The organism is Mesorhizobium sp. M1338 (assembly GCF_040318045.1).
Taxonomy (GTDB): domain Bacteria; phylum Pseudomonadota; class Alphaproteobacteria; order Rhizobiales; family Rhizobiaceae; genus Mesorhizobium.
Genome location: NZ_JAMYLL010000011.1, coordinates 111,769 through 124,550, shown reverse-complemented (window position 1 = coordinate 124,550; position 12,782 = coordinate 111,769). Strand labels below are relative to the sequence as shown.

Below are 12,782 nucleotides of genomic sequence, written 5' to 3'. Positions count from 1 at the left end.
GAAATGTTTGCGGGTTTGTAATAGGAAGCGCGAAGGGGTGGCTTGGAACACATGAAATACATCGTCTTCATTCTCTTTACGGTCATGACCAATGCTGCCGCACAGCTGATGCTGAAGCAAGGCATGATGTCGCTCGGGCCGATCTCGTTCGAGGGCGTCAATCCGCTCATCAAGCTGTTGCAGATCGTCTTCAGCCCATGGGTGTTCCTGGGCCTCTGTACTTTCGTCATCTCGATGGCCTCGCATCTCTATGTGCTGTCCAAGGTCGAGCTTTCCTTCGCGTATCCATTCCTCAGCCTCGCCTATGTGGCCGTCGCCATCTTCGCCTATTTCGTCTTCCGCGAGGACCTCAATGGCTGGCGCATCGCTGGCATCGCCTGCATCTGCGTCGGCACGGTGCTGATCGCCCAAAGTGGGCGAGGACATGCGGACCAGACGGCTTCCATCACGCCCGACAAGATCCAAGCAAACGAGACTGTTCGATGAGACATGTGATTTTCGGCGGCGACGGTTTCGTCGGCCGCCACCTTGCCCCGAAGCTGGTGGCCGATGGTGAAGAGGTTGTCGTCGCCGACATCGTCAAGAACGACCTGCCGCATTACCGCAATGTCGGCTTTATCCAATGCGACGTCACCGATCCGGCCTCGATCGCGGCTGTCGGGCTCAAGGCCGACGACATGGTCTACAATCTGTCGGCCAAGATGCTGTCGCCGATCCAGGTGCGCGCCAAGCGGCACGACTTCTTCTTCCCGGTGAATTTCCACGGTACCGAGCACATCCTGCAGGCCATGGACAGAGCTGGCGCAGCCAAGCTCGTCCACTATACGACCGATATGATCTACGGCCACACGGTCACCAAGCCGATGACCGAGGAGCATCCGGTCGCGCCGCTTGGCGAGTATGGCTGGTCGAAGCAGAAGACCGAGGAACTGGCCGCCGAATGGCGCAAGCGCGGCATGTCGATCTCGCTGTTTCGCCCGCGCCTGATCATCGGCCCCGGCCGTCTCGGCATTCTCGAAAAACTGTTCAAGCTGATCGACTGGAGTTTACCCGTGCCGATGATCGGCTCGGGCAAAAACCCCTATCAGTTCATTTCTGTTTTCGATTGTGCGGAAGCTGCCCGCGCGGCCTGGAAAGCCGGCGTGCCTGATGAGGCCTATAATCTGGGTTCGCTCAACCCGCCCCCCGTCAAGAAATTGCTCGGCGACCTGATCAGGCATGCCGGCTCGAAATCGATCCTGATCCCGACACCGGGGTGGGCGGTCAAGCGCACGCTCGACCTGCTCGACCTCATGAACATGCCGATCATGGATCCGGAACAATATCTGATCGCCGACGAGGAGTGCGTGCTCGACGTGTCCAAGGCCGGGCGCCAGCTCGGCTGGGTGCCGCAATATCGCGACGAGGACATGCTGATCGCCGCCTACAGCGAGTACCGCGCCAGGAAAGCCGGTCCCACTGTGGCCACCAAACATGTGCCTGCCGAATAGCGGCTCGCAAAACAGCTTTCGTTGCGCCCGATCCTGGTCGTGCGCGCAGACAGGAGATTGAAATGACCGTCATGGCCAAGCCCGAGCAGACCAACGTGCGCACCATGGTCAGCGCGCCGTCGCTGTCGCCCGCCACCATCGCCAAGCCCGATTTGATCAGCGTCGAGCAGGCCAAGGCGATGGATGTCGCCCGTATGACCGACCTGTTCAAGGCGCATCTCAACCCCGGCCAGCTGCATTTCATGAAGCTGCTCGGCTTCCACAAGATCAAGATCGAGCGCGCCGAAGGCATGTTCTACATCGACCAGAACGGCCGCAAGATCCTCGATTTCTTCGGTGGTTTCGGTTCGCTGGCCTTCGGCCACAACCATCCGCGCATCTTGGAAGCACGGAAAAAATTCCAGGAGGAGCAGCGCCAGGAAATCGCCATCGCCTTCATGTCGCAATACGCGGCGGCCCTCGCGCACAACATCGCGAAGTGCTCCCCCGGCGATCTCGACATGGTGTTTTTGGGCTCGTCCGGCTCGGAAGCCATGGAAGCGGCGGTGAAGCTCGCCGAGCGCGCCGCCGGCCCGAAGCGGCCGAAAATCGTCTATGCCGAGAATTCCTTCCACGGCAAGACCAAGGGCGTGCTGGGCATTACCGACGGCCAGCTCTATCGCGCCGACTTCAAGGTGGCGGACAACACGGTCCGCATTCCGTTCGCCGACATCGAAGCCGTCGGGCGCCTGTTCCGTTCCGACCCCGAGGTTGGCGTCATCGTGCTCGAAACCATCCAGGGCGGCGGCGGCATCATCCAGGCGCCGGCCGAATACTGGCGGAAGCTGCGCGCGCTGTGCGACCAGTATGGCGTGCTGTGGGTCGCCGACGAAGTGCAGTGCGGCTACGGCCGCTCGGGCCGCTTCTATGCCTTCGAGCATTACGGCGTCATTCCCGACGTGACCGCGCTGGCCAAGTCGCTCGGCGCCGGCAAGGCAGCGGTCGGCGCGATGATCGCGCGGCGCGAGGTCTACATGAAGGCCTATGGCACGCCGAAGACGGCAATGATCCACGCCATGGCGACCTTCGGCGGCATGGGCGAGGCCTGCGTCACCTCGATCGAAGGGCTCAACGTTCTCTATGACGAGGGGCTGATCGACAACGCCGCCGTCACCGGCGACTATCTGCTGCAGCGCCTGCAGGCGCTCAAGGAAAAATACCCGAAGATCATCAAGGATGTGCGCGGCAAAGGCTTTATGGTCGGCCTTGAGTTCCACGACTTCTCGCAGACCTTGCCGATGGTGCTGCGGCCTATCGTCAGCGTGCTCGACGACAAGCTGAAGGGCTCGCTGTCGGGCTTTGTCGGTGCGCTGCTGCTGCGCGACTATGACGTGCTGGTCGCCTTCACCGAATACAACCGCAACGTCATCCGGCTGGAGCCGCCGCTGATCTGCCGGCCTGAGCATGTCGACCGCTTCGTCGATGCTTTCGACAGCCTGCTGTCGCGCGGCATCGTGTCGATCGTCAAGGACTTCGTCAAAAGCCAAGTCCGCTAAAAGGAAGCTCGCTGAGTACAACGATGCTGACCAAGTCGCCCGCTCCGCAAAACCCACTCGACCGGCTCGCCGGGGCCGGTCTGGCGTGGGGCGAGGGGACCTATGCGCGGCTGGCGGCACCGATTGGCGCGGCGGCCTTCGCGCTCTACATCCTTTTGACGGCGTTCACCGCCTGGGTGATGCCAGACGCCAACTGGGACATGCTGCCTTATCTCGCCATATCAGAGGAAGGCACCTATCCCGATGCGCAGGCGCGGCATGACTACGCCTACAACACGGTCAAATCAGGTGTTTCGGCTGCTGACTACGAGGCGCTGACCGACGATGGCGGCGGCTTCCGCAGCCATATGACGGAGAATGCCGCCGACTTCCATTCGCTGCTTGGCATGTACCGGATCAAATTCCTCTACGCCGAGATCCTGTCGACGCTGAGCGCGGTGATGTCGCCGGTCGAGGCAATGCGCCTGGTATCGGTGTTCTCCGTGCTGCTGTTTGGCGCGATCACGCTGCTTTGGCTGCGCTCCGAGCGGGCTCTGGCCCTGGCGCCTTTGGTCGGCGCGGTGCTGATCATGGCCGATTTCGGCGATGCGGCGCGCGCCTCGACGCCGGACCTGTTGTGCTCGGCGCTGCTGCTGGGCGGGCTTTACGCCTATGTCCGCGGCCGCGAGGTGGCAACGGCGATCCTGCTCTTCCTCGCCTTCATGGTGCGGCCCGACAACGTTGTTTTCCTTGCTATTTTCGCTGTGCTGCTGGTCGTGTTCCGGCAGAAGGCATGGGGCGCGCTGGCCGGCTTTGCGGCTTCTTTCGTCGCCTACTTCGCCATTTCGCACTGGGCCCATCATCCTGGATGGTGGCCGCATCTGTGGTTCTCCAGCATCGAGCAGCAGTACAATATGGACGGGTTCGCGCCGCCATTCTCGGTCACTGCCTATCTCAAGGCGTTCGCCACGTCACTGCTGCGCGCCGTCAGCCTGAACAGCTGGGTCGGGGTGTCGGTGCTGGCACTGGCGGGCTGGTATGCGGCCGGCCGTGCCGGCTTCCGCCTCGATCGCCGCGCCGGCATCCTGTTTGCGGCGCTGGTGCTCGGTGCGCTGGCGAAGTTCACCGTCTTCCCGATTCACGACACCCGCATCTATTTCCCGCATCTGATCCCATCCTTCCTGCTGCTGGCGACACCGTTCATGGCTCTGTGGGCAACATTGGGGCATGGCCAGCATCGCGTCGCCTTGCCAATCATTCCCGGAGACAAGTCATGAGTTGGGTATCCAGCCTGGCGCGAATTGCCCTGTCGCTTGGTCTTCCCAAGGGAGTTCTCGATCGCGGGCCGTCGCTGCGCGGCACAAAGTTCCTGGCCAGGGCGGCGCTGAAGGCGCCGACTGGATTGTCTTCGAACAGCTCGACCTCAAGCGCTAACGCCCCGGCATGATCAAGGTCGAGGTCGGCGCGCTTTCGGCCGCCGAGGTCGGCCAGGTCGTGGTCAAGCTGAAGACCTCAGGCTATCAGGTCGGCTTCCAGGCCGAGGACATCTGGGCGTTCGCCTGAGTTAGCCCCAGCTCGGTAAGCGAACCGTCCAAGGCGCCCGACGTGAACCATTTCACCCTATGGTCGCTCGGCTTTTTGCCAATGTCGCAAACAGGCTTCATTCGCCCTGCCGCTCCGCCCTATAGTCCGCCCGCTTTATCACTTTGGAGTCGCGGACAATGGCAGAGTTTCCGAAAAAGGCGAAGGTCGTCATCGTCGGCCTGGGCGGTATTGTCGGCGCGTCGATCGCCCATCATCTGATCGAACGCGGCTGGGACGATATCGTCGGCATCGACAAATCCGGCATCCCGACCGATATCGGCTCGACGGCGCACGCCTCCGACTTCTGCTACACGACCAGCCACGATTTCCTGTCGTGCTGGACGACGCTCTACTCCATCGATTTCTACGAGAAGATGGGCCACTACGCGCGCATCGGCGGTCTTGAAGTTGCCCGCGTCGGCGACGATGGCCGCATGGAAGAAATCAAGCGCAAGATCGCTTCGGCCAAGGCGTTCGGCACGCGCGCGCGCCTGATCGAACCGGCCGAGATCAAGGAAAAATTTCCCCTCATAGAAGAAGCGATGGTGCAGGGCGGTCTGTGGGATCCCGACGCTGGTCTGGTCATCCCGCGCTCGCAGACCGTCGCCGGCAAGCTGGTCGACCAGGCGGAAGCGTCGGGCAAGTTGAAGTCGTTCGCCAACACGCCCGCCAGGTCGCTCATCGTCAAGGACGGCCGCATATCAGGCGTCGTGACCGATCGCGGCACCATCGAGGCAGACTATGTCGTCGTCTGCGCCGGCATCTGGGGCCGGCTGATCGCCGAAATGGTCGGTGAGGATCTGCCGGTCATGCCGATCGACCATCCGCTGACCTTTTTCGGCCCGTACAACGAGTTTGCCGGCACCGGCAAGGAGATCGGCTGGCCGCTGCTGCGCGACCAGGGCAATTCTGCCTATATGCGCGACACCGGCGACCCCAAGACAGCCGAGGGCGGGCAGATCGAATGGGGCTATTACGAAGAGACCAATCCGCGTCTCTGCCACCCGCGCGATTTGCTGGAGAAGGACCAGGCGCGGCTTTCACCTTCGCAGCGCGATCTCGACATGGAGCAGATCCTGGCGCCGCTCGAGCGCGCGATGGAGTTGACGCCGATCCTCGGCGAACTCGGCTACAATGAAAGCCACTCCTTCAACGGGCTTCTCCAGGTGACGGCCGATGGCGGCCCGTCCATGGGCGAAAGCCAGAAGGTGCGGGGCCTTTGGTATGCCGTCGCCATCTGGGTTAAGGACGGCCCCGGCATGGGCAAGCTGATCGCCGACTGGATGACCGACGGCCGCACCGCGATCGACCATCACGCCATAGACTATGCGCGTTTCTATCCGCACCAGACGAAGGAGCAGTTCATCTGGGATCGCTGCACAGAGACGGCGATGAAGGTCTATAATCCGGCCGTGCATCCGCGCGAACCGTTCTCCAAGGCCCGCAACATCCGGCGCTCGCCGTTCTGGGAGCGCGAGAAGGAACTCGGCGGCTACTTCATGGAACTGGGCGGCTGGGAGCGCGCCCATGGTTATGCCGCCAACGAGCATCTGCTGGAGAAATACGGCAACCGCGTGCCGGTGCGTGAGAACGAGTGGGACAACCGACATTTCTGGCGCGTTTCAAATGCCGAACATCTCGCCATGAGCGAGGATTGCGGCATCGTCAACCTGTCTCACTTTGCCATGTACGACATCGAAGGTCCGGACCATGTCGCGTTGCTGGAATGGCTTTGCGCGGCCAAGATCGGCGGCGACAACAACATCGGCAAGGGCATCTATACCCACTTCCTCGACGAGGAAGGCATGGTGCGCGCCGACTTCACCGTCATCCGCATGGCCGACCGCTGTCGTTTGATCGATGGCGCCGACGCCGGCCCGCGCGACTTCCAGTACATGCGCCGCACCGCGCAGGACAAAGGTTTCGACGTTACCATCACCGATGTGACCGAGAAATACGTCACCATCGGCATCTGGGGACCGAACGCCCGGGCGACCCTGCAGAAAGTTGTCGAGAATCCGGACGGGCTCTCGCATGGGAATTTCCCGTTCGCGGCGATCAAGCCGGTCAGGATCGGCGGCAAGGATGTCACCGCTTTCCGCATCTCCTATGTCGGCGAGCAAGGCTGGGAACTGCACATGCGCTACGAGGATGGCCTGGCCGTCTGGGATGCCCTGCGCTCGACCGGCGTGATGCCGTTCGGTGTCGAGACTTATGCCAACACCCGCCGCATGGAAAAGAGCCTGCGCCTGCAGAACGCCGACCTTTTGACCGAGTACAATCTGCTCGAAGCCGATCTGGCTCGGCCGAAGGTCAAGGAAAACGACTTTTGCGGCAAGGCCAAGCATGTCGAGTACCGCGCCCGCGAGCATCAGCCGGCCATGCTGTGCACGCTTGTGATGACCGAGAACGTCGATTCCAAAGGCGTTGCCCGGTATCCCGTCGGCACGATGCCGGTGATGGATCCGAAGACCGGCGAAACGCTGGTCGACGAACTCGGTCGGCGGTCCTTCACCACCTCGATGGCCTATGGCCCGACCATCGGCAAGAACATCGGTCTCGCCTATTTGCCGTGGGCGTACGCCCAGGAAGGCCGCAAGCTTACCATCGAGTATTTCGGCGAAACCTATCCGGTCGAAGTAGCGGCTGTCGGCTACAAGCCGCTCTACGACCCGGAGAACCTCAAGCCGCGCAGCTGATGCTGCAGGACCGTGAACGAACGCAAAGCCCGGCTATCGGCCGGGCTTTGCTCTTTTTAAACGGGCTGTTTTCGCTTACCCTTGGGGAATGTCTGCTTTTGCCCGCGCAAGACATTTCCTTTCAGGCTGCGCCGCGTTCGCGCTGACGCTCTGGCTGACGCCAATATCCGCCGCGGATGAGCCGGTCGATGTCGAGCTGGTGCTGGCCGTCGATGTTTCGCTGTCGATGTCGCCGGACGAGCTCGAGATCCAGCGTCATGGCTACGCAGCGGCGCTGACGCACGACAATGTGCTGCAGGCCATTGCCGATGGCGCCCATGGCAAGATCGCGGTCACCTATGTCGAATGGGCCGGCACCAACTGGCAGCGCGTCATCGTGCCATGGACTGTGATCGCCAGCCGCGCTGACGCGGAGCGGGTGGTTGCGCAATTATCCGCGCGGCCGCCCAACAGTGCACGGCGCACCTCGATCTCCGGCGCGCTGGAATTCGGCAACGACCTGTTCGCCGAGAGTGGCTACCAGGGGACCAAGCGGGTGATCGACATTTCAGGCGACGGTCCCAACAACCAGGGCGCGCCGGTCAACCTCACCCGCGACGGGCTGGTCAAGCAAGGGATCGTCATCAACGGCCTGCCGCTAATGACCCGAGGCGGCTTCACAGGCGCCTACGATGTCAACAATCTCGATCGCTATTACAGCGACTGCGTAATCGGCGGCCCCGGAGCGTTCATGATCCCGGTCAACGACTGGACGCAGTTTCCCGAAGCCATCCGCCGCAAGCTGGTGCTGGAACTTGCCGGTCCGGCCTCGCAGCAATGGGCGGCGGAAGAAGCCGCGCATCCGCCGGTGGTCCCGGCGCAGGCGGAACCCGCCACCGACTGCCTGGTCGGTGAGAGAATGTGGCGCAACCGCAGCTGGATGTTCGACAGCCGCTAAAGCTCTTTTCAGTTTGAGCATGATCTTTTTCCGACAACCGGTTCCACTTTTCGGGATCATGCTTCAGGCTTGCCACGCCGGCCGAAGCATTGGCAAATTGGCCGGACCGCGCTATCCAGCCGGAGGGACCCGCGGTCGAAACGGAGGAAACATAAGATGAAACGTCTAGCCATCCTAACTGCTGTCGCGTCCCTGCTTTTTGCCGACGGCGCCAGCGCCCAATACAATGACGAGCCCGCCTGCATGATGTTCGAGCACGCGAATTTTCGCGGGCGGTCCATCGGTATGGGGTCCGACGATTCCGTGAACTTTCGCGGCGGCCAGTTCTGGAACGACCGTGTCTCGTCTGTGATCGTTCGCCGCGGCTGCACGCTCGTTGCCTATGAGGATTCCCGGATGGGGGGCCGTTCGATCGAGATCCGGCGCAGAATCCGCGATTTCGGCGGCAGCGACTGGAACGACCGCATCTCCTCGGCGGAGTGCTATTGCGACGGCTACTGAAGGCTATTTGGATTTCGGGCAGCCCGCCCCGTTTCGGGGATGGGCCGCCGATAGAGTTGACTACAGCCGCCGGCTCGGCGGTTGCCTCACCAAGCTGTTCATTGACAAGCCGATTGGCGTCTGTGAGACAGTTTCCTCAGCGAAAACAAAAGGGGAACTGACATGACTAGGATCGCCGTTATCGCCGCAACATTGACGCTTGCCGCCGGTTTGTCCGCACCGGCGATGGCCGCCACCTCGGTTACCATCGGCATCAGCGGCTGGACCGGCTTCGCGCCGCTGACACTTGCCAAGCAGGCAGGCATCTTCGAGAAGCACGGTCTGGATGTGACCTTGAAGAAGGTGCCGCAGGCGAGCCGGCCGCTCGCCATCGCCAGCGGCGACCTGCAATGCGCCGCCACCACGGTCGAGACCTGGCTGGTGTGGAACGCCAGCGGGGTTACTACAAAGCAGATATTCCAGCTCGACAAATCCTATGGCGCCGACGGCATCGTCGCGCGCAACGACATCAAGACCGTCGCCGACCTCAAGGGCAAGACTGTCGCGTCCTCGGCGCCGGGCACGTCACCTTATTTCATGCTCGCCTGGGTGCTGAACAAGGCCGGCATGTCGACCAAGGATGTGACCGTCGTCAATCTGGAGCCGGATGCGGCAGCGCAGGCCTTCCTCGCCGGGCAGAACGATGCGGCGGTGACCTATGAGCCGTTCATTTCGGCGGTGCGCGACAAGTCCGACCAGGGCCACATCCTGGCAACCACGCTCGACTACCCGATGGTGCTGGACACGGTCGGCTGTACGCCCGAATTCCTCAAAGCCAATCCGGATGCCGCCAAGGCGCTGGCCGACAGCTATTTCGACGCGCTCGACCTGATCAAGAGTGATCCGCAGAAATCCTATGAGACCATGGGCGCCGACGTGAAGCAGTCGGCCAAGGAGTTCGAGGATTCGGCGAAATACCTGAAATGGGCCGACAGGGCGGAGAACAAGCAGTTCTTCACCAAGGAATTCCAGGATTTTTCCAAGACCGCCGGCGAGCTTCTGCTGCAGATGGGGCTGATCAAGGAAGCGCCCGACGTCGCCACACTGGCCGACACCAGCGCGTTGTCGAACTGACGGTGCTGCCTTTGACCATCATGCGGCGCCGCCTGGCGCCGTCGCCTTCTCATGGACAAGTGACGAAGATGGGGACGATTTGACGATGCGCCCCTTGCATCCAGTCTCGCCGGGCATCCGAACCGTGCTCGGCATTTCCTTCTTCGTGCTGTTCGTCGCCTTCTGGGCGTGGATCACGCGGCGGCCACGTCAACCGCATCTTCCTCGCGGATCCGCTGTCGATGCTGAAGGATGGCTGGCGGCTGCTGGTCGAGGACCGTTTCTGGCTCGACATACTGATCACCATCTGGCGGGTTTTCGGCGGCTTCCTGCTGGCGTCGGTCGTCGCGGTGCCGATCGGCATTGCGATGGGCGCCTCGAAGCCGGTGGAGGCGTTTTTGGAGCCGTTCGTCTCCTTCGCCCGCTACCTGCCGGCCTCGGCCTTCATTCCGCTGCTCATCCTGTGGGCCGGCATCGGCGAGCTGGAAAAACTGCTCGTCATCTTCGTCGGCTCGGTGTTCCAGATCGTCCTGATCGTCGCGGTCAAGGTAGGCAGCACAAGACGTGACCTGGTCGAGGCGGCCTATACGCTTGGCTCAACCAACAACGGCATCGTCAAACGGGTGATCATGCCGGCCAATGCGCCCGAGATCGCCGAGACTTTGCGGCTGGTGCTCGGTTGGGCCTGGACCTACGTCATCGTCGCCGAGCTTATCGGCTCGTCCTCCGGAATCGGCTACATGATCATCAACAGCCAGTCGCGGCTGGCGACAGGGCAGATCATCTTCGGCATCATCGTCATCGGGCTGATCGGGCTGTTGTCCGACTTCGCCTTCAAGGCATTCAACCGCTGGCTCTTTCCGTGGAGCCTGGCGTGAGCAAGCTTCTCATCGAGGGCGTCTCGCGCACTTTTGCCGGCGTGAGCGGCGGAGAGCCGGTCAAGGCGTTGATGCCGATCGACCTTGCGGTCGCCGCCAACGACTTCATCACCATCCTCGGGCCATCCGGATGCGGGAAGTCGACATTGCTGCGGATCGTCGCCGGCCTCGAAGCGCCAAGCGAAGGCCGCGTGCTGCTCGACGGCAAGGCGGTGACCCGGCCTGGGCCGGATCGCGGCATGGTTTTCCAATCCTATACGCTGTTTCCCTGGCTGACGGTTGCCGAAAACATCGCCTTCGGCCTGCGCGAACGCGGCATGCTGGAGAAGGAGCGGGATGGGATCGTCGCCTCCTATGTCGACCTTGTCGGGCTGAAGGGGTTCGAGAACCATTGGCCGAAGCAGCTCTCCGGCGGCATGCAGCAGCGCACGGCGATCGCGCGGGCGCTGGCCAACGATCCCGAGATACTCTTGCTGGATGAGCCGTTCGGCGCGCTCGACAACCAGACCCGCGGTCTGATGCAGGAACTGCTGCTCGGCATCTGGGAACGCCGCAAGAAGACGGTGCTGTTCGTCACCCATGACATCGAGGAGGCGATCTTCATGGCCTCGCGCGTAATCGTGATGACGGCGCGGCCCGGCCGCATCAAGTCGGATGTCGCCATCGACCTGCCGCACCCGCGCCACTACACGCTGAAGACCAGCCCGGAATTCTCGGCGCTGAAGGCGCGGCTGACCGAGGATATTCGGGTCGAGGCGATGCGCACGGCGCAGGTGTAGTTCGCCTGGCTCACGCTGGATCGCGATCGGAAAAGATGCTCGGCTCGCTCAACAGGCGTTTCAGGCGTGAAAGGTCACGCGTCGAGGCATCCAGAGCCGCCATAAACGCAGCCCATTTCTTCGCGTCGAGGTGAAAGCTGCGCCGGTCGGCCAGTTTTTCGGATCGGGTCGTTCTCTTACTCACGTGACACCTGATCAGGCCGCCAGCAACTGCTTGCGGTCGACGCGTTCCTGCTGCGGCGAGCGGGCGTAGAGTTCGCGGTAGCATTTCGAGAAATGCGAGGCCGAGACGAAGCCGCAGGCGACCGCCACCTCGACCACCGGCATCGACGACTGGATCAGCAGATGCCGGGCGCGGTCGAGCCGGATTTCGAGATAATAGCGGGCAGGGGAGCGGCCCATCTCGGTGCGGAACAGCCGCTCGATCTGACGGCGCGACAGGTCGACATGGTCGGCGATCTCGATCAGCGACAGCGGCTCTGACAGATTGCCTTCCATCAGTTCGATGATGGTCAGCACTTTCGAGTTCTGGACGCCGAGGCGCGCGCGCAGCGGCAGGCGCTGGCGGTCGGTCGGACTGCGCACGCGGTCGGTCAGCACCTGCTCGCAGACGCGATTGACGAGGTTCTCGTCAAAGTCGTCGCCGATCAGCTTCAGCATCATGTCGAGCGCGGCGGTGCCGCCGGCGCAGGTATAGATGTTCTGGTCGATCTCGAAGAGGTCGGCAAAGACATTGGCCTTCGGGAACGCCTCGGAAAAGCCCGGCAGGTTCTCCCAGTGGATGGCACAGCGCTTGTTGGACAAAAGGCCGGCGGCGGCGAGGATGTGCGCGCCGGTGCACAGGCCGCCGACGGCGACCCCGCGATTGTATTCCTCGCGTAACCAGGCGAAGGCCGACTTGTTATGATAGCGCTCGACATCGATGCCGCTGCAGACGATGGCCATGTTCGGCCGGTCGGGGCCTGCCATCTTCTTGCGCTCATCCTCCAGCGAGGTGTTGACCGCGCATTCGACCCCGTTCGAGGCGCGCACCGGCTTGCCGTCGATGCTGGCGAGACGCCAGCGATAGGCCTCGTAGCCGAGCATGCGGTTGGCCGAGCGCAGGGGATCGAGCGCGGTCGCAAAAGCGATCATGGTGAAATCGGGAACAAGGAAGAATACAAACGATCGCTTGATCGGATGCTTTACGGCGTTCAAGGGAGCCTCACTCAGCCATGGCGCGAACAGGATGTCGCGAATAGCATAGCGACATCAGGAAAAACCATGTCTGTCAATCGGCTACACCGCCCGGACAAGATTAAATTTGCG

At 62.3% G+C, this 12,782-nt stretch carries 12 protein-coding genes and 1 pseudogene; 11 read left to right on the top strand and 2 right to left on the bottom strand.

Going from position 1 to position 12,782, the window contains the following annotated elements:
• Window positions 1–51: 51 nt before the first annotated feature.
• The 11 genes and pseudogenes from NKH19_RS13635 (at window position 52) to NKH19_RS13585 (ending at window position 11,474) form a co-directional block, all read left to right on the top strand.
• A complete protein-coding gene (locus tag NKH19_RS13635; RefSeq protein WP_352867448.1) occupies window positions 52–486 on the top strand; it encodes an EamA family transporter in 435 nt (144 codons plus the stop codon).
• Complete coding sequence (locus tag NKH19_RS13630; RefSeq protein ID WP_352867451.1) at window positions 483–1,490, top strand: NAD-dependent epimerase/dehydratase family protein; 1,008 nt, start codon at window positions 483–485, stop codon at window positions 1,488–1,490. The genes NKH19_RS13635 and NKH19_RS13630 overlap by 4 nt, the downstream gene beginning before the upstream one ends.
• 104 nt (window positions 1,491–1,594) lie before the next feature.
• On the top strand, window positions 1,595–3,025 hold the full coding sequence (locus NKH19_RS13625; RefSeq protein WP_352867675.1) for an aspartate aminotransferase family protein: 1,431 nt from the start codon (window positions 1,595–1,597) through the stop codon (window positions 3,023–3,025).
• Between the two features lie 23 nt (window positions 3,026–3,048).
• Window positions 3,049–4,281, top strand: a complete 1,233-nt coding sequence (locus tag NKH19_RS13620) for a hypothetical protein (RefSeq protein WP_352867454.1) — start codon at window positions 3,049–3,051, stop codon at window positions 4,279–4,281.
• Window positions 4,278–4,451 (top strand): hypothetical protein, encoded by a 174-nt coding sequence (locus NKH19_RS13615; protein WP_352867457.1) that lies wholly within the window; start codon window positions 4,278–4,280, stop codon window positions 4,449–4,451. Before NKH19_RS13620 ends, NKH19_RS13615 begins: the two co-directional genes overlap by 4 nt.
• Before the next feature lie 274 nt (window positions 4,452–4,725).
• Window positions 4,726–7,287, top strand: coding sequence for a GcvT family protein (locus tag NKH19_RS13610; RefSeq protein WP_352867459.1), 2,562 nt, complete (start codon window positions 4,726–4,728; stop codon window positions 7,285–7,287).
• Between the two features lie 88 nt (window positions 7,288–7,375).
• Window positions 7,376–8,224 carry a DUF1194 domain-containing protein gene (locus NKH19_RS13605; RefSeq protein WP_352867461.1) on the top strand — a complete coding sequence of 283 codons (849 nt, stop codon included), beginning with the start codon at window positions 7,376–7,378 and terminating at the stop codon, window positions 8,222–8,224.
• A 156-nt stretch (window positions 8,225–8,380) separates the two neighbouring features.
• Window positions 8,381–8,725 (top strand): peptidase inhibitor family I36 protein, encoded by a 345-nt coding sequence (locus NKH19_RS13600; protein WP_352867463.1) that lies wholly within the window; start codon window positions 8,381–8,383, stop codon window positions 8,723–8,725.
• A gap of 162 nt (window positions 8,726–8,887) precedes the next feature.
• The gene (locus NKH19_RS13595) at window positions 8,888–9,838 is read left to right on the top strand and encodes an ABC transporter substrate-binding protein (protein WP_352867466.1); all 951 of its coding nucleotides are present in this window, start codon (window positions 8,888–8,890) and stop codon (window positions 9,836–9,838) included.
• An 85-nt stretch (window positions 9,839–9,923) separates the two neighbouring features.
• Window positions 9,924–10,695: pseudogene (locus NKH19_RS13590) on the top strand (ABC transporter permease).
• Window positions 10,692–11,474, top strand: a complete 783-nt coding sequence (locus NKH19_RS13585; protein WP_352867471.1) for an ABC transporter ATP-binding protein — start codon at window positions 10,692–10,694, stop codon at window positions 11,472–11,474. Before NKH19_RS13590 ends, NKH19_RS13585 begins: the two are co-directional and overlap by 4 nt.
• Before the next feature lie 10 nt (window positions 11,475–11,484).
• Here the strand turns inward: NKH19_RS13585 and NKH19_RS13580 are convergent, their stop codons facing one another.
• A complete protein-coding gene (locus NKH19_RS13580; protein WP_352867473.1) occupies window positions 11,485–11,742 on the bottom strand; it encodes a type II toxin -antitoxin system TacA 1-like antitoxin in 258 nt (85 codons plus the stop codon).
• A complete protein-coding gene (locus NKH19_RS13575; protein WP_352867678.1) occupies window positions 11,670–12,608 on the bottom strand; it encodes a GlxA family transcriptional regulator in 939 nt (312 codons plus the stop codon). The genes NKH19_RS13580 and NKH19_RS13575 overlap by 73 nt, the downstream gene beginning before the upstream one ends.
• Window positions 12,609–12,782: the final 174 nt, after the last annotated feature.